General features: G+C 67.4%; 18 protein-coding genes. 1 reads left to right on the plus strand and 17 read right to left on the minus strand.

The window, feature by feature from the left end:
- Positions 1-16: 16 nt before the first annotated feature.
- From PMI02_RS19995 to PMI02_RS20040, 10 genes are all read right to left on the minus strand, one after another.
- Positions 17-559, minus strand: coding sequence for a carboxymuconolactone decarboxylase family protein (locus tag PMI02_RS19995; RefSeq protein WP_007686279.1), 543 nt, complete (start codon positions 557-559; stop codon positions 17-19).
- Positions 560-581: 22 nt separating this feature from the next.
- Positions 582-1,331, minus strand: a complete 750-nt coding sequence (locus tag PMI02_RS20000; RefSeq protein WP_007686282.1) for an SDR family NAD(P)-dependent oxidoreductase — start codon at positions 1,329-1,331, stop codon at positions 582-584.
- A gap of 9 nt (positions 1,332-1,340) precedes the next feature.
- Positions 1,341-2,156 carry a phytanoyl-CoA dioxygenase family protein gene (locus PMI02_RS20005; RefSeq protein ID WP_007686284.1) on the minus strand — a complete coding sequence of 272 codons (816 nt, stop codon included), beginning with the start codon at positions 2,154-2,156 and terminating at the stop codon, positions 1,341-1,343.
- 12 nt (positions 2,157-2,168) lie between these two features.
- Positions 2,169-3,410 (minus strand): aromatic ring-hydroxylating dioxygenase subunit alpha, encoded by a 1,242-nt coding sequence (locus PMI02_RS20010; protein WP_007686285.1) that lies wholly within the window; start codon positions 3,408-3,410, stop codon positions 2,169-2,171.
- Complete coding sequence (locus PMI02_RS20015) at positions 3,407-3,781, minus strand: hypothetical protein (RefSeq protein WP_007686286.1); 375 nt, start codon at positions 3,779-3,781, stop codon at positions 3,407-3,409. Before PMI02_RS20015 ends, PMI02_RS20010 begins: the two co-directional genes overlap by 4 nt.
- Positions 3,782-3,783: 2 nt before the next feature.
- Positions 3,784-4,314: a VOC family protein gene (locus PMI02_RS20020; RefSeq protein ID WP_007686287.1), complete on the minus strand. Its 531-nt coding sequence runs from the start codon at positions 4,312-4,314 to the stop codon at positions 3,784-3,786.
- Complete coding sequence (locus PMI02_RS20025; RefSeq protein WP_007686289.1) at positions 4,311-5,594, minus strand: amidohydrolase family protein; 1,284 nt, start codon at positions 5,592-5,594, stop codon at positions 4,311-4,313. The genes PMI02_RS20020 and PMI02_RS20025 overlap by 4 nt, the downstream gene beginning before the upstream one ends.
- An 86-nt stretch (positions 5,595-5,680) precedes the next feature.
- A complete protein-coding gene (locus PMI02_RS20030; protein WP_007686291.1) occupies positions 5,681-6,964 on the minus strand; it encodes a cytochrome P450 in 1,284 nt (427 codons plus the stop codon).
- Positions 6,957-7,901 (minus strand): SDR family NAD(P)-dependent oxidoreductase, encoded by a 945-nt coding sequence (locus PMI02_RS20035; protein ID WP_007686293.1) that lies wholly within the window; start codon positions 7,899-7,901, stop codon positions 6,957-6,959. Before PMI02_RS20035 ends, PMI02_RS20030 begins: the two co-directional genes overlap by 8 nt.
- 157 nt (positions 7,902-8,058) lie before the next feature.
- On the minus strand, positions 8,059-8,796 hold the full coding sequence (locus PMI02_RS20040) for a TetR/AcrR family transcriptional regulator (RefSeq protein ID WP_007686295.1): 738 nt from the start codon (positions 8,794-8,796) through the stop codon (positions 8,059-8,061).
- 208 nt (positions 8,797-9,004) lie between these two features.
- Between PMI02_RS20040 and PMI02_RS20045 the strand changes: the two genes are divergently transcribed.
- Positions 9,005-9,967 (plus strand): enoyl-CoA hydratase/isomerase family protein, encoded by a 963-nt coding sequence (locus PMI02_RS20045; protein WP_007686297.1) that lies wholly within the window; start codon positions 9,005-9,007, stop codon positions 9,965-9,967.
- Between the two features lie 4 nt (positions 9,968-9,971).
- On the opposite strand, the gene PMI02_RS26015 is transcribed toward PMI02_RS20045, so the two are convergent.
- The 7 genes from PMI02_RS26015 to PMI02_RS20080 all read right to left on the minus strand — a co-directional run bounded on the left by PMI02_RS26015 (position 9,972) and on the right by PMI02_RS20080 (position 23,190).
- A complete protein-coding gene (locus PMI02_RS26015) occupies positions 9,972-13,490 on the minus strand; it encodes a DUF4157 domain-containing protein (protein WP_007686299.1) in 3,519 nt (1,172 codons plus the stop codon).
- A gap of 2 nt (positions 13,491-13,492) precedes the next feature.
- Positions 13,493-15,463, minus strand: coding sequence for an ATP-binding protein (locus tag PMI02_RS20055; protein WP_007686301.1), 1,971 nt, complete (start codon positions 15,461-15,463; stop codon positions 13,493-13,495).
- Entirely contained in the window at positions 15,460-17,202 is a 1,743-nt protein-coding gene (locus PMI02_RS20060; RefSeq protein ID WP_162130167.1) for a hypothetical protein, read from the minus strand. The genes PMI02_RS20055 and PMI02_RS20060 overlap by 4 nt, the downstream gene beginning before the upstream one ends.
- A gap of 84 nt (positions 17,203-17,286) precedes the next feature.
- On the minus strand, positions 17,287-19,257 hold the full coding sequence (locus PMI02_RS20065) for a hypothetical protein (protein ID WP_007686305.1): 1,971 nt from the start codon (positions 19,255-19,257) through the stop codon (positions 17,287-17,289).
- A 17-nt stretch (positions 19,258-19,274) separates the two neighbouring features.
- Positions 19,275-20,567, minus strand: coding sequence for an IPT/TIG domain-containing protein (locus PMI02_RS20070; protein WP_007686307.1), 1,293 nt, complete (start codon positions 20,565-20,567; stop codon positions 19,275-19,277).
- Between the two features lie 38 nt (positions 20,568-20,605).
- Positions 20,606-21,889 (minus strand): hypothetical protein, encoded by a 1,284-nt coding sequence (locus PMI02_RS20075; RefSeq protein ID WP_007686309.1) that lies wholly within the window; start codon positions 21,887-21,889, stop codon positions 20,606-20,608.
- Positions 21,889-23,190: a hypothetical protein gene (locus PMI02_RS20080; RefSeq protein ID WP_036504709.1), complete on the minus strand. Its 1,302-nt coding sequence runs from the start codon at positions 23,188-23,190 to the stop codon at positions 21,889-21,891. Before PMI02_RS20080 ends, PMI02_RS20075 begins: the two co-directional genes overlap by 1 nt.
- Between the last annotated feature and the right edge of the window lie 22 nt (positions 23,191-23,212).

Below are 23,212 nucleotides of genomic sequence, written 5' to 3' on the forward strand. Positions count from 1 at the left end.
GGGGGGGGGGAGCCTACTATGCGTAGCTTCGCAGGGCGTTGAAGCTCTCGAGATCGGGCTCGAGCGCGATGTCGAAGCTTTTCGTGAGCATGCCCATCGTCTGGTAGCACCCGGCCAGGAACACCAGTTCCATAAGATGCTCCTGCGAATAGCGCCGCGCGAGCAAGGCCCAGGTCGCATCCGAGACGCGCTGGTCCTCGTGGAGCTCGTCGCAGGCGGCGATGACGGCTCGGTCGTCGTCGGTCAGGCTCGGACCTTCGCCGGCGATGAAGTCCATGATTTCGGGGTCCGCGAGCCCGCACTTGCGCGAGATCACAACATGGTGCGTCTTTTCGTAGACGTCGCCGCACAGTTCGAGCACGCGCAGGCAGACGATCTGGCGATCGCGAACTGGTAGCACGGTTTCGGCGATCAGTTCGCGCAGCCACGGTACGAAGGTGCCGTACATGCGCGGGCTGTTGATCAGCACGCGGCTGAATTCGAGGTGCGTCCACTCGCCCACGAGCTGCGATTGCTCGGCGGTGAAATCGGTCGGATCGAGCGGCGGAATGCGCGTCATGGTCTCTCTCCCTTGTAGATGGTCACTGCGTGGTCCAGCCGCCGTCGACGGCGAGGGCCTGTCCGTTGAGGAATTTCGCGCCGTCGCTGCACAGGAACAGCACGGTGGCGGCGATCTCGGAAGGCTCGCCCAGCCGGCCCATCGGGCTCGCGGCGAGCAGGCCCTGGAGCAGGTCGGCGGGCAGGTTGCGGTTCATCTGCGTGTTGATGGTGCCGGGGCAGATCGCGTTCACTGTGATCCCCTCGCGCGCATATTCGAGCGCGGCGGTGCGGGTGAGCCCGACGACGCCGTGCTTGGCGGCGACATAGGCGGCGAATGTCGCCGCACCGACTAGGCCCGCCACCGAGGCGCAGTTGACGATAGCGCCGCCGCCCGAGGCGAGCATCGCAGGTATCTGGTGGCGCATGCAGTGGAAGGTGCCGGTGAGATCAACCGAAATCACACGGTGCCAGTTTTCGAGCGTGCAGTCGGCGGTGCGGTTGCCGTGCTCCCCGTCGATCCCGGCGGCGTTGAACGCGGCATCCAGGCGGCCAAAGGCGGATAGGGTCCGCGTCACCGCGTCTTTCACGGAGGCATCGTCAGTTACATCGGCGGCGAAGAACCGGCATGAGCCCAGCTCCGACAACTCGCTTTCCGCCCGCGCTCCTGCCTCCCTGTCGCGATCGACGAGGGCGACGGCATAGCCTGCCTCCGCGAAGGCCTGCGCGGTGGCGCGCGCGATCCCCGATCCGGCGCCGGTGACGAAGGCGACGCGTTGGACTGTGTCGTTCATGCTCGGCCCTTATCCGGCGATGATCGGGAAAGCGTCGTCGGGGAACCGCCCGTAAGGCGTCATTCCGTGCGCGTCGGGCACGAAGGCCTCTGGCGGCGCGCCGTTCCAGCGGGCGTCGGCGGGTTGGGGCAGCACGAGGTAGGCCCAGCGCGGTCGGTCGAGCCCGTTGGTTCCGGCGCCGTGGACGGTGAAGTGGCTGTGGACGGTGATGTCGCCCGCCTCGTAATGGACCTGTTCGGTCATCGGCAGGTCGGTGAGTTCGGGCCAGACCTCGCGGATGTCCTTGCCGTCGTAGCTGGTGTAGTTGCCGAGCACCCCCAGCTTGTGCGAGCCCTCGATGAACGACATCGTGCCGGCTTCCGGGCCGTAGCTTTCCAGCGGAATCCAGAAGGTCATGCCGCCCGAGCGGTCGACCGCGAAAGTGATGAAGTCCTGGTGGAAGCTGGTGGCTCCGTTGCCCTGGTTGCGGGTCTTTTTCCCGGCGGGGAGCTTGGGCGCGAAGAAGTCGTTGAACAGGCGCACAGGCACGTCCGCCTTGCGCGCCATCAGCGCCTTGGCCGCCGCGCCGATGCCGTGGAGCATCGGGCGCACGGCGGGGTCCGCGTAACCGCTGGCCGCCTGCGCGTTGAAGTAGGGCTGGTCGATGCCGTAGGGCGGGTTGCTGTCGCCGTCCTCGCCCATGGCGGCCCGCGCCTTGGCCAAGAGCACCGCAATCTGCTCCGGCGCGATGAAGCGCTTGAGGAGGACCCAACCCTTGTCCCGGTAGTGTGCGACTTCCTCGGGGGTGACGGCGCGGCACGGCGCTATGTCGGTGGTGGTTGCCATCATTCTCTCCTCTCAGGCGCCTTCCAACTCGCGGTCGTATTCGGCGAGGATGCGGGTGACGACGTGGTGCTGGTGGCGCAGCGCGAGTTCGTGGTCGTGATAGTGGAACTGGCGGATCTGCCCGGTGTCGAGCGCGCGCTGAATGCGTTCGAGGGTGGAGAAATCCTCCATCACGATGTCGCGGAACTCGACCATCGTGTTCTCCTGCCCGAAGCGCTCGGCGGCGGTGCGGGCAGGGCGCACGAAGATGCGCTGCTGGTAGATCGAGCGGTTCGGCCCCATCGGCCAGACCTGGTGCGCAGTGTACATGCCCGCCGAGAGGGTGAAGGCGATCGACGGGAAGAACATGATGAGATCGACCGTCCAGTGCGGCGAGCGGGTGGCGTTGATGCCGACCGGCATCTCGTAGTCGAGATCGTCGCGTGCCACGTTCTGCGCGGCCGCGGCGTGGAAGTAGGCCAGTTTCTGCACCGGTTTGGGCTCTCCCATCACGCTGTAGTGCGAGTTGGTGCGATGGTTGCCCGCGATCCGCACGTCGAGCAGGCGGCCCATCACATTGCCCGAGGCCATCATCGTCGGCGCCGCCGAATGCGGGTGCAGCACCGGGATGTGGTAGACCTCGGCGGGGCTGTCGTTGATGAGCTTCCAATTGCAGGCGACTTCGGCCTCAGTCTGGTAAGATTTGGTGCAGGCGCCCCAAGCATAGCCTGCCGTGTCGCGACCCTGATCGCCGAGGAAGTCCTCGAGGCTCTGGTAGGGCTCGTCCTCTGGGCAGACCCAGATGAAGCCTTCCCAGATGCCCATCGGAATGGGTTTCAGTCCGAGGCATGTCTTGTCGAGCCCGAAGAAGCCTTCCTCGTCGCGGATGCGGGCAAGGTTGCCCTCAAGGTCGAAGGACCAGCCGTGGAAGCGGCACATAAACAGGCCGTTGGAATGCCCTTCGCGGCGATGCTCGACCACGTTGCCGCGGTGGCTGCAGACGTTGTGGAAGGCGTTGATCTCGCCGTTCCGGTCGCGGCAGACCAGCACTTCCTGCTGAAAGGTCGGCATGAAGTAGGTGAAGAAGTCGCCGGCGCGCGCGACCTGCTCGATACGGCCGATCATGTACCAGGAGCGGCGCAGGATTGCCTTCATCTCCTTCTCGTAGATTGCCGGCTCGTGGTAGATCGCGGTGTCCACCGGGCCGGTGCCGATCTCGGGGTAGCGAGCGGTGATGCCGATGCCGGGGACCGGCGGGCGGGCCATTTTGTTCATCGGGCGTCTCCTGGCTGGAGCTGCGGCGCGGTGTCGGAGATCTGGCGCAGGTATCGCAGCCGTTCAACCGGGAAGCCGTCGTAGACGCGCGGGTCCCCGTACCACTCGACCGCCGGGGCCACTTCGGCGAGCATCAGCATGAGGCGCAGCAGCCGCTCGCCTTCGGGCGGCAGGACGCCGAGTTCGTAATCACGCAGCCATGCGAGCGCGGCTTCGCCGCGTTCGAGCATGGCGACGTAGAAGGCGCGGATATCGTCCATCTCGCTCGACAGGCGCTTGACGAGGCGGTGCTCGGCGTCGGGGTGGACCCATTCGGGCACGAAGCCTTCGAGGTCGGCGAAGCCTGCGGGGAGGTTGGCGGAGCTCGCCATGGTCAGCCGAGCCTCCGGATTGGATCGCTGCCGTCCCAGCCTAGCGCGGCGTCGCGGAACATGGCGAAGACCCGTTCGGCGACGGGGTTGGCGGTGATGAGTTCGGTCATGAAGCCTAGCGTCGAGACAGTGTCGAGGTAGCAGGTCGGAGCGCCCATCATCCGGCCCTCGAAGGCGAGGCTCGCCCCGCTGGCGAGCAGGGCCTGCTTCTCGGCTTCGTAGTCCTCGCAGTAGAGCCCGGTGTGGTGCAGCCCGAAGCCGCCGAAGGGCACGACATCGCGCCAGATGCCGGGATCGTCGCCGAGCGGCTGGATCAGCTCGATCTGCATGTCGCCGTGCTGGCCGATCGCGGCGCGGTGCGGGGCGACGTCGGCGGGAGTGCCGCGATAGACGCCGTCGTCGAAATGGACGTCCTCGAACAGGAAGAACGGGCCAGCGCCGGCCTGCTCCACCCACCGCGCGATGGCGGTTTCGAGGTCGGGCACCACCCAGCAGAGCTGCATGTACTGCCTGTTGCGCGCGGCTGGTGTCATTCGGCGGCTTCCCGGAGCGAGGATGGATGGCGGTCGAGCCGGTCGATCACGAAGACCCCGTCGCGGATGACGGCTTTCAGCGCCTCTTGAGGCCGGGCGAGGATCGATGGGTGGGCCACCGGGTCGCCATCGACGACGATGAGGTCCGCCAGCGCGCCCTCCGCGACGACGCCGACGCGGTCTTCGTCGTCGAGCATGGCCTCGCCAGCGTTTTTCGTGCCCCACGCCAGCACGTCCGCCACCGAGAGCCCGGAGATCGCCGCGTAGTAGGCGAATTCGCGGCCGTAGGTGCCGACCTGGTGGTCGAGCGGGTCGTCCTCGATCACATCGCGGAACACGCCCGAGTAATCGTCGCCGACGAGCATGCGCACGCCCGCCGCCTGTGCGCGGGGCAGCATGGCGCGGACGTGGTCGTAGAGGCGCTGCATCTCGGCGTCGCCCCAGCCGAGCTGGAGCAGGCACTTGGGATAGATCAGGCTCGGGACCCAGAAGGTGCCACGTGTCGCCATGGCGGCGATCGCCTCGTCGTCGATCTCGTCGCCGTGGTCGAGGATGTCGACGCCGAGTTCGATGCATTCCATGATCATCGCCTTGTCGGCGACATGGGCCCGGACCTTGGCGCCGCGGCCATGCGCCGCCGAGACGATGGCGGCGATCTCGTCGCGGTCCATGTTGCGCGCGACGGGGCTCGGGAACCCGTGGCCGCGGCTGGCGAAGATCTTGATCGTCTGGGCGCCGCGCCGGGTGTATTCGCGCACCGCCTTGCGCATGTCCTCCGGGCCGTCGAAGAACACGTCGGTGCCGGGCGTCTGCTGGCGGCGCCACCATTGCTTGCTGTCGTTGAGGTCGCCGGTGGTGCCGATGTGCGGGGAGCAGGCGCGCAGGCGGGGGCCTTCGACGATGCCCTCGGCGATGGCGATCTTGTACTGCGCGTCGACGTCGTTCGAGCAGCTGGCGCCGATGTAGCCGGTGAACCCGCTTTCGAGCAGCACCCGCCCGTTGCGGATCGCCATGGCCATCATCACGCCGGGCGGAAATTCCTTGCCGAGCGGATCGCCGGCGAGCCCTTGCGCGAGGGTGAACTTGTAGAAGTCGGGGTGGAAATGGCAGGTGATGAGCCCCGGCATCAGCGTCATCCCGCCGAGGTCGAGCGCAGCCTCTCCCGCCGCTGCCGGGCCTTCGGTGATCGAGGCGATGCGGTTGCCGTCGAGCACTACCGTGCGCGTGCCGGGCAGGAGCGCGGTGCCATCGAAGATGCGGGCGTTGATCAGGGTCACCATGATGCGGTCATCCTAAGCCGCCGCTCGCGGCGCGGCGACGCGGCCGGGCCGCAAGATTGGAACGGCGGGCGGATGCGTCCCAACGCTCATGCCGTGCGCCGCCGGAAGGTGAGGGGCAGCGCGGTGAACGTGTGCGTCGCCAGCGTCGGCAGGAAGGTCAGCTCGCTTTCCGGCACGGCGAGGCGGATATCGGTCAGCCGGCGGATGATCTCCTGGGCCGCGACCTTCATCTCCATTCGGGCCAGCGCGATGCCCACGCACTTGTGGATGCCCGCCCCGAACGTGAGGTTGGCGCCGACATTCGGCCGAGCGATGTCGAGTTTCGTAGGCTCGGGGAATGCTGCTTCGTCGTAGTTGGCAGCGGCGTACATCACGCAGATCTGCGCCATCGCGGGGATGGTAGCGCCGCCGAGTTCGACCTGGCGCATCGTGGTGCGGAACAGGCCGTGGACGGGGGCGTGGAGGCGCATCACTTCCTCGACGAAGCGGGCCATCGTGCGGTCGTCTTCCACCTGCGGGTAGAGTTCGTCGGCAAGGCCCTCGGTCGTGGCTAGGACGTGGAGAATGTTGGCGATGCCGGCTGCCGTGGTGTCGTTGCCCGCGATCAGGAAAGCGCGGACGGTGGCGACGAGTTCGGCGAAGGTGAGTTGCGGTTCGGCCTCGTCGTCGAGCCTTGCGTTGACGAGGTCGGAGATCATGTCCTCGCGCGGGTTACTTTGGCGGTGCTTTATTTCGGCGATGATGGTGTTCTGGAGGTCGCAGATGGTGCGGGCGTTGACGACCATCTCGTCGCGGGTCTGCATGCGGCCGATCTGGGCGAGGACGGCGGTGGTCCACCAGGCTATGCGCTCGGTGCCGATGCTTGCGAAGTCGAGGCCGAGCTGGTCGCAGATGAGATGCGCGGTGAGCGGCGCGCCGATCTCGCCGATGCCGTCGCCGCGGCCGCGTGTCGCCAGCGGCTCGATGAGATCGATCGCGATGCGGCGGATGCGCGGCTCCAGCGTCTTGACGCGGTGCGCGGTGAAGGCCTTTTCGGTCAGGCGGCGCAGGCGGGTGTGGGCTGGCGGATCGATCGCGAGGTCGCGGATGAAGCCGCCTCCCTCGGCCTCGAGGATCGCCGCGAATTCCTCGACGTGGCCGTTGGCGAAGCGGTCCTGGTAGCCATGTTCGAGCGAGTAGGTAACCGAGTCCCCCAGCACCGTACGCGCATCGTCGTAGCGGGTGACCAGCCACACATCGAGCCCGGGGTCGTAGTAGACCGGCCGCTGTTCGCGCAGCGCGCGGTAGAACGGGAAGGGCGCGTTGCGGATCGCCGGGTCGAGCCGTGTCTCGGTGCCGGTGATGGTGCCGTGCAAGATCGTCTCAGGCATCCAGACGCTCCGCGCGGTAGGGCTTGATCTTCCAGGTGCTCGTATCGTGCGTGCCGAGGCCGAGGATCGCAGCGTCCTGCGCGGCGACGATCGCCTCCCAGCGCGCGGCGACGGTCTCGATGGTGAGCGCTTGGTCGCGGATACCGGTGGTCTGGGCCATGTAAGTGCGCTGCACCGCGCCGCCGGCAGCGTCGATGCACTCGCCGGTCACCGGGCAGGCTTCGTGGCACAGCCACGCCATAGCGGGTGAGGACAGTTCGGCGGGCAGGTTTGCCCGGGCGTGCTGAAACATGGGCGAATCCTCGTCCATCATCGCCGCGACCATCCGGGTGAAGGCGCCGGGGCTGAGCGCGTTGACGTGGATGCCATGCGCCATGCCCTCCGCCGCGAGCGCGCGGGTGAGCGACCACACGCCGCCCTTGCTCGCTGCATAGGCGGCCTGATCGACATAGCCGGCCATCGATCCGGAGGTGGTGTTGACGATGCGACCGAAGCCTTGCGCTTTCATGTATGGCCAGGCGGCATGGCAGCAGTGGTAGGTGCCCAGGAGGTTGATTTCGATGTGGCGGGCGAAGTCGCGCACGCTCATCGCGTCGAACGGCGCGGTGATCGAGATGCCGGCATTGTTGACGAGGATATCGATCTGCCCGAACGCCTCGATTGCCGTGCCGACGATCTCGGCCGCGCCCTCTTCGGTGGCGACCGAGGCTGTGTTGGCGACGGCTTTCCCGCCCGCTTCGCGTATCTCCGCCGCGACCGCCTCGGCCGACGCGGTGCCGGTGTAGCCCGGCGATTCCGGGTCGCGGCCGATGTCGTTGACTACCACGCTCGCGCCGCGGCTGGCGAGCAGGAGCGCATGGGCCCGGCCCAGGCTGGGATTGCCGCCAGCTCCGGTGACGACGGCGACGCGGCCGTCGAAGCGGTACTCCGCGCTCATCGGTGGCGCTTGGTCGAAGGGGTGGGCATGGTTCTGGCCTCGCGCTGCGTCTTTGGCTGCAACGCTGGCCTAACATTGTGCCGAGGTCGGCCTCAATCGGGCGACCGGCGCTGCACCCTGCAATGCGAGAACGTTCGCGGCGGGTGTTCCATGCTCGTCAGGCGGCGCGCATTTCCGCGGCCATCGGGGCAGTGCGGTCGAGCCGGAAATCGGGTCGGACGAGGGCGCCGACCATCAGGTTCTCGTAGCCATCGAAGATGCGGTCGCACAGGGTTTCGAAGTCCATGCGGCCATCCGCCCAGTCGATGCACAGCGCGCCGAGGAAGAACATGATCTGCTCGGCCAGCCCCTGCGCGTTGACTTCGCGGCGCAGGATACCCGAGCGTTGCTGCTGGATCAGGAAGCGGTAGAGTGCCTTCACCTGCCGGTCGCGGAAGTCGTAGAAGATCCCGCGCGAGCTGGTGAAGAAGATCAGGCACACGTTGCGGCAGAAATCGGGGTTGATGCGGATTGAGGCGAGTTCGCGGCAGACGATGGCGGCGGGGGCGTCGGGGTCGCAGGGGTCGGGCGCGGCAGTGAGGTTCACGTATTGGGAATACTCGCTGATCGCCTCTGTAATCGCGAGGTCGCGAGGGCCAACGAGATTGTAGATCGTCTGGACCGCATGGCCGGAGCGCTCGGCGATGCGGCGCACCGTGATGCCTTCGAGCCCTTCCTCGGCGAGCAACTGGCGGATCGTCGCGAGTATGGTCGAGCGGCGGTAGCGCTGGTTGAACGCCGGCGACTGGCCGGACCCGGCGTCGCCCGGGCCGGGCCGCAGGATCGGCCGCGCCGGGTCGAGGATGACGGTGACAGGTGAGCGCAGCGCTGCGGAATCCGCGGGCAGTGACGTCATGGCTGGTCCTCTCTCCTGCCGCGCCGGGTCCGTTTCGGCCCACGCGGCTTTTTCGGGGAGTGTGACCCCATGCCCCCCACGGCGCAAGGGTATGGCCTTGCGAGAACGTGACCGCAGATCGTTCCAAGACTTGCCCGCACCGGCAATGGCCAGGGGTCGGACGGCCCGATAGGCCCCTTGCAGAACCGCGCGACCGAGGGACCTAGACATGGCCAAGCCACCCGCAGCCGAAGAGATCGTCCGCTACGAGAAGGACCCGGAAACACGCATCGCGGTGATCACGCTCCACCGGCCCGATGCCCTCAACGCCCCGACCATAGCGGCCCGCCAGCGTTTCGCCGACCTCGTCCTGCGCGCCAACGTCGACGACGAGGTCAAGGTGCTGATCATTCGCGGGGTGGGCGATCATCTCGGCAGCGGGGCGGACCTTCCGGAGATGGCGGGCATGTTCAACGGCGACGAGGACTACTCGGTGCTCCCGGAATTCCGCATCGCCGAGGATGAGGGCGTGAAGTACCCGCCGCAAGGCTCGTTCCGCTACCTCGCCAACGTGACCAACCTCTACGCCAGTACCAACGCGGGGCTGCGCAGCCTGCAGGACTTCAAGAAGATCTCGATCGTCGAGGCCAAGGGCTATTGCTACGGCTGGCACTTCTACCAGTGCGCCGACGCCGACATGGTGGTCGCCTCGGAGGACGCGCTGTTCGGCCATTCGGCATTCCGCTACGTCGGCTGGGCGGCGCGGATGTGGCAGTGGGCGCTGATGATGGGGCTGAGGCCCTTCATGGAGATGGTCTTCACCGGACGCCCCTTCACCGCGCAGGAGATGAAGGAACTGCACTTCGTCAACTCGGTGGTCCCGCGCGAGGGGCTGGAGGCCGAGACGATGAAGTACGCGCTGTCCTGCGCGCGCAACCGTCCGGTCGATACCGTAGTGATGCAGAAGATGTTCTTCGAGGTCTTCAAGCAGCAGCAGGGCGAATACATGGGCTCGGTCATGTCTGCCTGGCTGGAATCGATGTTGCCGATGGTCCGGCCCGACGAGGAAGGGGGTATCGGGGTGGACGCCGAGACGTTCGAGAAGGGTCTCGCGAATGCGGTGAAGGACAACGACGCGCAGTTCCCGCCCGACTGGCGCCTTTCGATGAAGGGCCGCAAGGCGCCGTTTTGAGGCGCTATGTCTTCATCCAGATCTTGCCCGTGGCGCCAAGGCCGATGCGGAAGCCCGCGCCGCGCAGCGCGATCGACAGTTCCTTCGTCTGGTTCTGGTTGAACTTGAGCCTGGCCGCCAGTTCCTTGAGGTTCAGTGCCGTCTCGACGTAACCGTCCTTGTCGGTGGTGGCGGTGCGGTTGGCGGCGAGCACCTTCGTCGCCTGCGACAGGGCGGATTCGATGATCTGGTTCGCTACGGGCGGGATGCCCCCTACGGCATTGGCGCCAGGAAGCGCAGTGCCGTAGCCGCTTCCATTCCATTCCGAGACCGTCAGCACGACGGACTTGGCGATGTAGAATCCAACCCACCCCCGGATCACCTCGGGCTCGGGCGTTTCGTCGATCGTCTTGGGCGGCGGCGTTTCCGAGTGATAGGTCACGGCTACGCGGTACTTGAGCCGCCCCTTGGCGGCGTGGGTCTTGGCGTTGTTCTCGGCCCCGCTCATGCTCGAGTTCAGCGAGCGGTCGGCAAGCGCGATGTTGGAGGCGACGAACGGCCCATGCAGTTCGTGGTTCAGTAGGTGGGCCTGGATCAGCGGCTGCATCGTGACCTGTACGAGGTCACCCTTGCGGTTGGGCTTGGGTTTCGAGGTCTGCTTCGCCACGAACGAGGTGACGAAACGGTCGCCCGCGGTGTCGAGGCGGCCGCTGGTGCCTTTGCCGGTCGTGTTCCCGGCGTTCATCGTCAGCGGCTCGGCGAGCATGAACGACGCCCGACCGGCGCTCGATCCGAAGGTTACCGTAGTGACGGGCAGCTTGCCGTCGCTCTTCATGTGGACTGCCAGCTTGGCCGCGAGGGCGTTGACCAGCGTCTTGACCTTGTCCTGATGTTTCTGCTGTTCCGCTTCGGTGCCGGGGTTTTCGACGGACAGCTTCTCGATCGCCGCGAAGTCCTTCATCAACTGGTCGCGGTTCTCGATCACAAGGTCCTTGTCCCCGAGCACGTCCGGAATGCTGCGCGGCGTGCTCGCCATCATCAGTTTGGCGCCTTTGCCCTCGCCGGAGAAGAACAGCGAATGCTGCGCGCCGTTCGCCAGCTTGAAGCTTGCACGTGCCTTCCACCATTGGAACAGCGACTTGGCGCCGGCCACAGCCATCTTCCCGGCCTTCTTCGCCTTGTCGACGAGCCAGGTCACCAGCTTGTCGAGCGCCTTGTCGACCGGCTTCCTGATCTTGTCGACGATCTCGATGACCTTCTTGCTGACGTTGCCGAGCCCGATGAAGTTGGCGAGGAAGGCGATCGCCACGGAAAGCCCGCGCGCCAGCACGCTCTCCACCTTGGCCGCCGCCGGGCCGATGTTGCCTGCGGCGATCGCGGCGATGCTGTCGATGATGGCGGCGACCAGCGCGCCGATCTGCTGCAGCTTGGCGACGATGAAGGTGACCGTCTTGTAGATCGCCTTCAGCGCCATGATGAATGCGCCGGCCGGGTTGAACACGGTCAGCACCTGCTCGACCGCGGCCTCGATCACCTTGCCCTTCACGTAGTCCATGACCGCGTCCATCACCATGGACTTCAGGTTGGACAGCGATTCCAGCAGCTGTTCCCAGGCTGCGGCAGGGCCTTCGGTGACGAGGGTCTTGACGATGTCGAACGTCGTCTCGAGCACTTTCACGGTGGTTTCGCCGACCGCGTTGACCAGCTTGGCGCGCACGTTCTCCCAGGTTGCGCCGATGACCGACAAGCCGAACTTGAGCAGTTCGGGCAGGCCGAAACTCTTGGGGATATAGAGGTTCGCACCCGCCAGCGAACCGAGCAACCAGTCGAGTATACCCCGCTGCAGGTGGACCAGGATGTTCTTCTTGAACAGGTTGAAGCCGTTCTTCGCCGCCTGCACGAGGAAGCCGATGAAGCGGCCGGGTGCCTTGATGATCGTGTTGAAGGCCGAGTCCGCCTTCTTGAGGTAGGGGATCACGCTGGGCGCCACGACCTCAAGGATGATCTCCAGCAGGCGCAGCACCTTGCCGCCCGCCCACTTGGTGAAGTCGACGACGAACGTGAGGAACAGTTTTGCGAATTTCGCCCAGGCACCCACGATCGTGACGATGTCGGTGATCGTCAGGCTGCGCAGCGTGTCGACGAAGCGGCCGGGGATCGATTTCACCATGCCCAGCGCTTCCGAGAGCGTGGACTTGAACCAAGTCCACGCCTTGCCCGCCGCGCCGCTCTTCTGGAGGTTGGCCCAGATCTCTTCCTGCCCGATCAGGGTCATGAAGCTGCCGATCAGCGCCTCGGCGGGAGAGGCGCCTTCCTCGGACACGGGGTTCCTGCCGAAGACGCCGACAAGCAGGTCCCACTTGGGAATGACGCTGGCGGCATAACGGCCGAGCGGCTTCAGGATCGCGTCCTTGATGATCGTCGCGATGCCGACGACGAGGGCCTTGCCGAAGCTGATGAGCTTGTCGACTGGATCGGTGAAGATGCGCTTGGCGCGGTCCCACACGTCGCCAAGGTGGAAGACGTCGCTCCAGCCCAGCGAGTCGATGAACTCCATCAACGCGTCGCGGAAGGCCGAGCCGACCATGCCCAGCGAGCGGAACTGGTCCTCGATGAACTTGCCGCCCTTCTCGAAGATGCCGTGGTTGTTGAGCGCATCGACGATCAGCCCGCCGCCGGGAATGAATTCGACCAGCGCGCGCAGGATGTTCGCGCCTGAGCGCTCCACCTTCGACATGTTGATCGGGTTCACGCCTATGACGATCGTCAGCAGGCGGTAGCCGGGAATGTAGTTGGCCTTGTCGGCGATCCAGTTGAGTGCACGGCTGACGATCCCGCGCTGCGCCTTCGGGCCGGAACGTCCGGTCACGCGCGGGGCGGCGGCCGGATCGGCCTTGAGCTGGATCACCGCCTGCTGCTGGATCGTATGCGTAAGCTCGTGCGCGATGAGCTTGGCGCCGTCCTCACTGTCGGGATTGTACTGCCCCGAATTGAAGAAGACGTGGCGTCCGTAGGTGAATGCCCGCGCGCCGAGCCGCGTCGAAAGGTTCGCGGCTCGCGCGTCGGTATGGATGCGCACGTCGGAGAAGTCCGCGCCGAAGCGCCGCCCGAAGAAGCCCGCGACATCGGCCGCCATCGGGGCGCCTCCCGAGAGCTGTTGCTTGACCGCCGCCTCGGTCGCACCGTCGGCGACGTCCTCGCGCGTGGGCTGGACCGGGGTCGGGGCCGGAGCCCTGGCCGGTGCCCGCTGGACGACCAACGGACTGCGATGGAGCTGCCGGGCAGGCGCGGGTTCCTTCATCCCCACGACATGGGCAGCGACGCGGTCGGCCTCGTGTTCTGAGGCGTCTCCGGGCTGCGAGATCATCAGCGCCGGCTGGATACCGGTGCGTTCGAGCAGGGCGGAGCGCTGCGGATCGGACGGCGGCGCTTTGGCGTCGACCTTGGCCCGCCGCGCCGCTTCCGCCTTGCGGGAGCTGCCGCTCGCGGCCGCGCGCTCGCCACCTGTGGGAGTGCGCTTGGCGGACAGGGCAGCGCTGGCCATTGCTAGCCCGTCGCAGCCAGCGCAGGCTTGAGCGGGCAGATCGCGGCGGCCTTGCGATATTCACGCTCGATGGCCGCGCGCAGACCGGCGTCGTCCGGTCGGCTGTCGCGCTCCAGAGCCAGCAGCCTTGCGTGAAGCGCTACGTTCCGCAGCTGACCGCCGGTCAGGGTGCAGCGGCAGGCGATGTCGTCGAGCAAAGGCGCGCTGATCGTGTGATCGCCCAGCTGGTTTGCGAGGATCTGGCGCCGCATCACCGCGTCGGGCGGCCGGAAGGTCAGCACGGCATCGAGCCTGCGCGCGAAGGCGGGGTCGATGCGTTCGGCATCGTTGGACGTGACGAGGATCACCCCCTCGAAACTCTCGATCCGCTGCAGCAGGAAGTTCGTCTCGAGGTTGGCGTAGCGGTCGTTGGAACTGCCCACGTCGGTGCGGCGCGCCATCAGCGCGTCGCCCTCGTCGAGCAGCAGCACCACGTCCAGTTCTTCCGCCGCACTCAGCGCGCGCTCGAGGCATTTCTCCGTTTCGCCGATGTACTTGCTGACGGTCGCGGCGAGGTCGATACGGTACAGATCCTTGCCGAGGCGGGCGGCGACGTGGCGCGCGGCCAGCGTCTTGCCGGTTCCGCTCGGTCCCGCAAACAGGGCGCGGACACCGAGCCCTTGGCCGACGTCGGCTCGCAGCTGTTCGCGGTGGCGGGCGCGGAGCATGAGCGCGTCGAACTCGCCCTGTTCGCGGGTGTCGAGGAGCAGCAGTTCGGGTCTGCGTTCGTGGTCCATCGCCGTGGCCAGCGCATCGAGGCGCGCATCGCGAAGCGCGCGCGCGGCGGCGCGAACGTCCGCGCGGGTGACCTTGCCGGGCCGGCCAGCGAGCTCTGCGATGGAGACGGCGCCGCGTGCTGCCCGCGCCGCGTTGCCGAGCGTCATCGACATGCTCGCAAGCTCGCCGGTCAGCGCGCCCACGCCGCAGGCGCGCCACTGGCGTTCGCGCGCTTCGGCATCGGGGAGGGGCAGCTCGATCGCGAGCATCGGTAGCGGGTCCTCGCAGCGCACCCCGCCGCTCGCGCCCATGGCGATGCCGATGGGCCCCCCGAAGATACGCTGTGAGGGAAGCGTCACGGTCTCCCCGGGAGCCGGGATCACTTCGGCCATCAGCATGGCTCCGGACAGATGTGCGAGCGCACCGGCGAGTTGCCATCGCGAAGGGTCGCTCAATGTCGCAGATGAGACATGCAGCACGCCCAGCCCGGCCTCGCGCGCTGCGGCGCCCAGGAGCATCCGGCGGCCGTTACGACCGGGGCCGCGCACCACGATCAGACGGGCCGGGTCGGTCTTCAGCAAGGCTCCCAGGCGCCCGGGGTCGACGATGCCTGGGCCAGGGGCAATCCAGTCCTTCACCATCGCCAGCGCGTCAACTGGATCGAAGCGCATGCCATCGATACGCGGCGCGGTGCCCGACAGGACGTTCAGCACCGGCCCCGGCACCCGCAGGCGGCGTTCCATCCGCATCGCCGCAGGGTCGACCGGCTCGGCGAGCCCGGCGGCTTCCAGGTCGAGTAGTATATCGCGCACAGCCTGCGCCCTGTCGCCAGAGGGATCGCTGCGCCACTGCGCGACGAGGCCGCCGATGGTCGGAAAGCCGCCCTCTGCCTCCATCAGCGTTGCGAGGCCCGGGTCTTCCTCCACCATCGCCATACAGGCGAGCAGGCAGCAGCCGAGGTGCCCGAAGCCGGAACGTGCGAGGCGAGGGAAGGGCAATTCCGCGCTTGCAGTGGCCGCGTCCAGTCCATCCGACCATTGCCTTGCGGTGGGCGGCGTTGCCCAACCTGCCAGCTTGGCCGCCTCTGCTTTGTAGGGCGCGAGCAGCGGAAGGTCGTCGGAACGCTGTGCAGCGAGATGCAGCACGACTTCGAATACCAGCAGCCGAAAATGCGTCGCCGCATCGAGCGGAGCGGGAAAGGTGATGCGGCCCGTCATTCGAAGTGAAACCTGATATCGCGCCCCTCGGCAGGGAGCCAGCCGGGGTCGCGGTCCAGCCCCGCCAGACGCAGAGGCAGCGGCAGGCCGGCGAGGGGGAAGTGGACGTCAAGGCGCTGCCCAGCGACCACGCAGCGTGCCGGCGTTGCGAGGTCTGCCGGCGCAAGGTTTCCCTGCGCCGTCGCCCGGCGAAACCTTGCCGTGAGGAAGAGCGCCAGGCAGGCGACCCAATTCGGAGGCCGGGCCCTGCGTCGCACCGCTGAGCCGCCCGCCGTGCGCGCAAGATCGCGCAGGCCCAGACCACGCGCGAACGTGCGGGCGACTGCGCTGCCGATCGGTGCCGACAGGACGAACCCGGCCGGGTGCCACAAGGTGCCGTGGTCATACCGGGCGTCCCCTTGGCCAAAAGGGGTGAGCCAATCGCGCTCGACCCGCCAGCGCCGAGGCAATGTGCCGGTACTCGCTGTCTTGACGATCCAGCGGTGGAGGGGGTCTTTGCGATAGGCGTGCCCGAACCAAAGGACGCCCAGCCTGTCCGCCAGCGCGAGGGGTGGAACGTCCAAAGCCGGATCAAGCGGCCGCGTGAAGTCGGGGTAGAGGCCCATGGAGGTGAAAGCGTTCACTAGAAACAGGAGTCCTCCGAAGCGGGTCTCGAACACGGCGTCGGAGAATGAAGGAACCCCGCCGTCGTCTGATGCCGTGTTTTTGGAAGCAGGATCCCGTGCCGTTTCCGGGGGACTCTCCACGCCGTCCGGCTGCGCGTCGGGGTCGGCCGGAAACACGCGCGCGGGCGCACCATCCTGGACTTCGGGCCCAGCGGCCGATTGCGCGGTATATTCCGATCGGGCGGCACGCTGCGGCGTGGGACGGCGCCATTCGTCGTGGGGGTCCCGTTCGCGCGCACTTGGTTCGGAAATCCGCTCCCATGCGGCAACGGGCGGTTGGATGATCGCTTCACCCGCCGGTGGGGGTTTCAGCTTCCGCCGCTCCGCGAGCATGGCAGTGACCGCTGCGGCGAGGTCCGCACGCGAGACGGAGGGCCGCTGGTGCAGAACCGTGACGGCAAGCAGCAGGCGGCGCGCCGGGACCGTCAGATGGCCATAAGCGTCCTCGCGCACGATCCGTTCTGCCGCACGATGCCCCTCGCGCATCGCATCGTTGTGGCAGTCGGCGGGTTGCCGGTTCAACGTCGATGTCGGCTCGCCCTGCTGCGCAACATCGGTGGCGGTATCTGTGCGAGGCGCTTCTGCGTGAAGCTGCACTCCGTAGTCCCGGGCGATCGCTTCAAGCGCCATCTCGATTTCGAAGGGTTGCAGACGCGTCAGCCAGACGGCTGCCAGTCGCACCTGAGAAAGCCTTGCGATGACGGGTACTAGCACACGGCCGACGCCGAGTATTTCAGCCCGCCACCATGCTTCGTCCGTTGCATGTCCCGTGACGGCGCGCATGATGGCCGGTGCTTGCCCATGCGGTTGCTGGAGTGCGCAGCCGATCAGCCACGCGGCGAAAGCGGCGTGGGAACTGAAGCGGCACGGCCGGTCTCCACGGCCGACGCCGGTCGGATCGCGCTCGGCGCTGCGGGCGAGGTCGCCCAGATGCAGGGTTATCCCTCGGGAGAAATGCCGCCCCAGTCCCGGGCGAAGCCTTGCCGGGCTGCTCAGGCGCGGAACGTAGAGCACTTCCTCCTCACCCAATCCCAGTCCATCCGTCGCGACTTCGGCCAGGGCGTTTTCCAGCAACGGGCGGCTCGTCCCGCGCCCGGTGAGGCGGGCGCGGGAGATGGTGAGGCCACTGGCCTGGGGGCGGAACGCCTCAGGCATGGTTCAGCCCGATTTCACCAGCGCGAAGATCGCCGCGAGCGCCGCGAGGATCAGCCCGCCGATGGGAAGGCAACCCTTCGGTCCGGAGCAACCGGCCTTGACGGGATCCGTGCCGCCCCTCGGCGTGGGAGGTGTGAAGCGCCCGCGCGGAAGCTTCGTGGCGCTGTCCCCGCGAGGTCCGTCGCGCTCGGCGACGAGGCGGTATTTGATGAGCGCTTCGCCCTTGTGCGGCACCTTGATGCCATAGACGCCCGGGGCGTACTGCACCATGCTGTCGCCCTCGAACGTCCAGCCGAAGTTGTCTTCAAGGCCCCAATGGTTGGCGATGCTGCCGAACGTGCCGGATCCGTTATCCAGGAGGGGGTAGGTCGTGCCCCCGATGGTGAGCGTCTTGTCCGTGACGCGGTATCCGAAGTTCTGCCAGACGTAGACCACGCTGTCCTTGTAAGAAGGCCCGTTCGCCACGGCGCCGGCGACGTCGAGCATCTTGATCCCGCCGTCCGCCAGCCCCTGCTTCGTGCCCCGCAGCGACTGCGCGACGATCGGCAGCAGTTGCGGGTCGACAAGCTCGGTCTTGTCGATGAGTTCCTGCACGACGATGCGGCGGGAGAACGTCTCCACGACGAAGTCGTGGTCGGCGGCGCCGTCAGGCGGGTCCTCGTAGCCTTCGCCGCTGACGACCGCCTCGCCCTCGGTTTCGGAAAGGTTGACGAAAGTCATGTTGCGGCGGACGCTGGACTGGAAGAAGTTGACGGGGGTGCGAGCGGAAAGCTGTGCCCACATGCACGTGTCCCAGCTGGCGACGGCGGCGAGGCTGGGGTCGTTGGTCGGCCAGTCGGCGGTGATTTCACGGTCGGTCGCGCCTGCCACGACGTTGAAGGCCGGCTCCGGTAAGCCCCCCTCACGGTTGGGCGAGGGGTTGGGCACCAGTCCGGGAGGCGCATTCCAGAGCAGCGGATCGGCCGGGCCCAGGCCGAAGCGGTGGAAGCGGAATTCGCAGGTTATGTCGTTCGCGTCCGTCGCGCCGTTGTTGCGCAGCGTGGCGACGATGCGATTGTCCGGCGTTCCCGGGGGCGAGTTCTTGCCGTTTATCGTGCTGCTCAGCGGAGAGTGGGGTCCGGCCGTCGAGGGACGGCAGCCAATGCCGAGCCAGCCGTCGTCGAACCCGACGCCGGCATAGACGTTGGCGGGAAGGTCCTGCCCCCTCACCATCGGGATGATGCCATGACCATAGTCGGACGCGGCCGGCGACCAGACCTCGAGGATGTTGCCGGGCGGCGTTGAACTCGAGGGGAACCAGTACTGGGTCGCCGCCTGGACGCCTCCCACCGGTACGATCTTCACGACGCTGAAGAACAGCCCGAAGTCGCCGGAAAGCGTGATGCCTCCGAGCAGGGGGCCCTGGGCAGGCGAGATCGGCAAGGCGATCTCGATGCTCCAGGCGGATTCCTGCGGCGCTCCCTCGGACACCGAAGGCAGCCAGGAGCGTACCTTGATCGATGAGGCATAGTCGGGGAAATAAGGGTCCCATCCGGAGCCGGTTGCCGTGCCCTTGTAGAAGTCGGCATCGGCGACGGGCTTGTCGGTCTTGATCTGGTTCGTACCCGAGCCAAGCCCGATGTCGGCGCCCGTGCCCGGATGCACCGGCTTGATGACGATCTTGCGCTCGTCTGCATGACTGCCGCCGGCGTATGTCGGCTTGAGCGTGATCACCACTGCATTGTTGGCGGCGAACCCGTGCGAGAATCGACACAGGAAGCCGAGCACGAGTTGGTTGGCTGCCTTGTCGCGGATGCCCCGGAACACGATCGGCGCGATGCCGGAGGCGCCCATCACGAGTTCGCACCCGCCGAGATAGCCGCTCTCCGGAGGCTCGCCCGTTATCATGTAGTCGAGGTCGAAGAATCCATCGACCTTGGGAACCTTGCCTACGAAGTCCTCGTCGCAGAAAACCAGAGTGTCTATTTCGCTCATAGCAAAGCCCTCCTTGGTCAGGCCGTGAGTTTGATGGGTAGGATCGCGAAGGACGTGTAGGGCGTGAGGCCGGCGGCGCTGGCCGTCTGCCTGGCTTCCACCCGCAACAGATATTCGGTGCCCGCGGCGCCCGCGTTGTTGTCGATGCCGATGACGTAGGTGAAGTCCTGGCCCGGCGGCACGGGCGGGGGATTGGCGCCCATGAGGTTGCTGACCGCCCAGTCGCCCTCGGACGCCATCAGCTTCGCGCTGCAGACGTAAGTGGCCGGCGGAGCACCCGCGCCGCGCTTGTCGCTGATTTCGAAGGCGATGCTGCTGTTGGCGCCCGCCTTGAAGGTGAATCCCTGCGGATAGCTGCTGCCCGCCGCAGTCTCCATGTTGGCGACGAGCTTGATCAGTGCATCGTCGCCGACTTCGGATGCAACGACCGCGGCGTTCGCGCTCGACGGGTCGAGCGACTGGCCCACGCGCCAGGGAATGACCGGAGAGGATTTCTGTATCTGCCCGTCGACACCGACGACCTTGAGCTGGAGATCGGCCGCCGTCGCGCCCGCCGGTGCACGGACCGTGAGGTCAACGCGCTTTGTCTGCCCGGGATTGATTGCCATGGGCGATGGCGGAGTGAAACCGTTCGCGGCGGAGGTTTGCCACTGCGCGGCCGTGGCCGCAGGCGCCGCGTTGCTGACCACCAGCGAAAGCGTCAGGCTGTCCTCCAGCGTCGTGCTGGCGAGGACGTCCCAGCCGAACTTCACCTCGGCGTCGGCCAGGAGGGTGCCGGTCGGGAGGAAGGCTTCGCTGACGATCAGTTCGCCCAGCTGCTGGCGCGGCTGCGCCTTGAGACGGACGGGGAACTTGTTGGAGACCTTGCCGCTCGTCTCCACGGTGAGATCGACCGTGCGGGGCAGGCCGGTGAAGAGGTCGGGCACCGGGAAGATCAGCGCCTCCTGGCTCGAGGCTTCGTTGAACGATGTGATCTGCTTTCCGCCCAGCATGACCACGTTGTACTCGGGCACCCGGTCGAACCCCGTGCCCAGCACGGTGAGCAAGGAATTGATCGAGATCTCGACGTTCTTGGGCTGGATCTGGGTGATCACCGGCCCGCCGCCCGATCCCTCCAGCGCCGAGACCCGCACTGCCAGGTCGGCGATGTCGGTCAGCATCTGGTTGCACAGCCCTGCGGTGATGAGGTCGCCCGGCTGGACCTGCTGCACCCGCCCATCCAGCAAAGAGGTGACGAGCGCGCCCTTCTGGTCCTCGGTGAGGATGTCGCCGATAGCGTCGATGATCTCGGTGAGGGTAGGGGCGGCCATGGGTCGGGTCCTTTGTGCGATGTTGCCTTTGCTGCGGTTCAGGCGCTCAGCGCGATGTTGGCGTAGTCCCAGCGGTGGAGGTTGAAGCGGGCGTCGGCGCGGTAGGCGAGGTTCGCGCTCGAGAAGACGAGGTAGGGATCGGGCACCCCGTCGTCGGCGCTCGCCAGTTCGGCGGCGATGCGGTTGTCGGCGACGGCGTAGAGCCAGAACACTTCCTGCGCGCCGGCGGGAAAGGCGGAGGCGCTCAGGCTCTCGCGCAGCAGGGTTTCGAGCTGCGCGCTGTTGATATGCTGCGGCCCGCGCGCTTCCATGCCGGCGAAGAACGCCTTGGCCATCCCGGTCGTGAATTGCGGCAGGATGCCGACCGGCGGCAGCATCGGGAAATGGCTGCGGGCACTCACCGCTCCCAAGCTGCCGGAACTGCCGACGAGCTGCGCGAGCTGGTCCTGGAACTGGTGGAGCATCGCCCGGCCGGTCGCCAGCCGGCGCGGCGCGACCAGCGACGGGAGCGAGCCCGGCGCCGGATCGGGCGGGTTCACCGGGCGGCGCACGGCCCAGTTGTCGAGGAAGACCATGCTCGCCGCACCGGCAAAGGCCATGACGGCGAGCGGCACGTCCTGGTCGGTCAGCCCATAGCCGCGCATGGCGTCCAACAGGCCGTCGTCGCGCCCGGCGCGTCCGCGCAGCGACGTCGCCCAGCCCGCGCGCACCCCGCTGCCGAAGCAGGTGTACGCTACGTTGTTGCGGTAGCCCGGCGCCGCAGCATCGAGCGCAGCATAGAGATGGCGCGGTACGGCGAGCAGGCGGAACTGCACGGCCTCGATCACCCGGTCGACGTTGCAGGCGGCGCCGCCGCCGGAGAGGCCGTTGGTCGGTGCGCGGCCCGCGCTGATCCCGGACGGCGCGATCGTGAGGATGTAGAGCCCCTGTCCCGCGACGTAGGAGCCGCTGATGACGGGCGCGCAGTCGGAAAAGCTGCACCCGGCGGCGCCCGTTTGTGCGGCGCCGATACGGGAGAGGCGCACCTGTTCCGCGTATCCCAGCCGCAGCACCTGCCCGGCGCGGTTGATGGCGAGGCCCGGCTCGATGGCGACGGCGGGCAGGGGCGATCCGCCCTCGTCGTCCGCCACCGTGCTCGCCGTGACCTCGAGCCCGAAGGCCACCCCGTCCCCCATGGCAAGGCCGAGGCGGGCATCGGCCTGCCGCCGGGCATCCTGTTCGCGCGCCATGTCGGCGGCGGTCAGCAGGCGGCCGTTGAAGAAGTTGACGGTCTCGATCCCGCCGTCGCCCACCGGCTGCTGCAGCGAAAGCACGTCGGCCATCAGCCTTCCTCCTCGGCGATGGCGAAGACGCGCCAGGCGTCGGTGCCGTTGTAGACGAGACGGTAGCGACCGCGCTTGTCCAGCACCGCCGGGTCGGCCGTATCGCGCTTCGCATTGGTCAGCGTGAGCGGCTGGGCGGTGCCGTGAACCAGCGTCACGGTGTCCCCCTTGGCCTGCTCCGCGCCGCCTATGGGCAATGACAGCGTCATGTCGGCGGCATTGGCGGCGACGATCACCGAGACCGGCCAGGCGGGCGCGAAATCCGGGCTGTCGTCGGTATAGTAGGCCAGCGCCAGCGTGGTGGGGGGCGGGGCAAGGCGCGGGGCCAGCGTGCTCTGCATCGCCATGGCAGAGAGCATGAACGGCCGCTCGCGCTCGTCGAGAACGATGTCGGCGATGGCGGGCGCCGACCAGTCGGGCACGATCCCGCGTGTCGCCTCGAAGACCAGCGAGCCGAGCAGCACGCAGTCGTTCGCGGGCACGTTAGGTGACGCGCAGGACTGCGCCATGACCTGCGGGCGCAGCACCGTGATCCACGCCTTGCGCATCGCCAGCACGAACGCGGGGAAGGCGGCGGGCGCCAGCACCACCGGCTCGAGGTCTGCGGGGACGATCGCGCCCGAACTCACGCCCAGCGCTGAAAGTATCTGCACCTGCGCCCGTGCGAGGAGAGGCTTGAACTGCGCCTCGTCGGCCTCGCCGCCCGCATCGAGCGCGGCTTCGGCGGCAGCGATCCATGCCTCGATGACGGCGAGCGCGCGCGCCTCGGTCTGCAGAGGCGGGTCGAAGGTGAACGAGAGGCAATAGTCGTCGGCCCGCCGCGAGGGGGCCATGAGGTTCTCTTCGCTGCGGCAGGGCTCACCCGGGATCGGCACCGCGTCCACCGCGCAGTCGGTGTAGCAGAGCGTCAGGTGGAGGGTCAGGTCGAGCGTGTTGGCGACGTCCGCGCGGGCGTCCAGTTCCGTCTTGGCCTCCGGGCGCTTGAGCCAGGCGTTGATCTCGCCGCACTGGTCGCGGGCCACGCAGATGAGTTGCCCGCTGGGCGCCGCCGCCGACCCGGCCGAGACCATCACGCGCGGGCCGTCGCCCCCGTCCTCCAGCCCGACCGCGAGCCCGGACAGGGTGCCGTAACCCAGGAAGTCGCGCACGATCCGCTTATGCCGCGCCGAGTGGTAGGCGAACTCCTGCGCGTAGTCGTCCACGCCCAGCACCATGCCGGTGACGTAGTTGACGTGCCGGCTCGGATCGGGCTGGCCGACACCTGCCGTGGCGGTGAAGGTGCAGTCGCATCCCATGGTCATTGCTCCCCTGGTCGCGTGTGTG

Source organism: Novosphingobium sp. AP12, assembly GCF_000281975.1.
Classification (GTDB): Bacteria; Pseudomonadota; Alphaproteobacteria; order Sphingomonadales; family Sphingomonadaceae; genus Novosphingobium.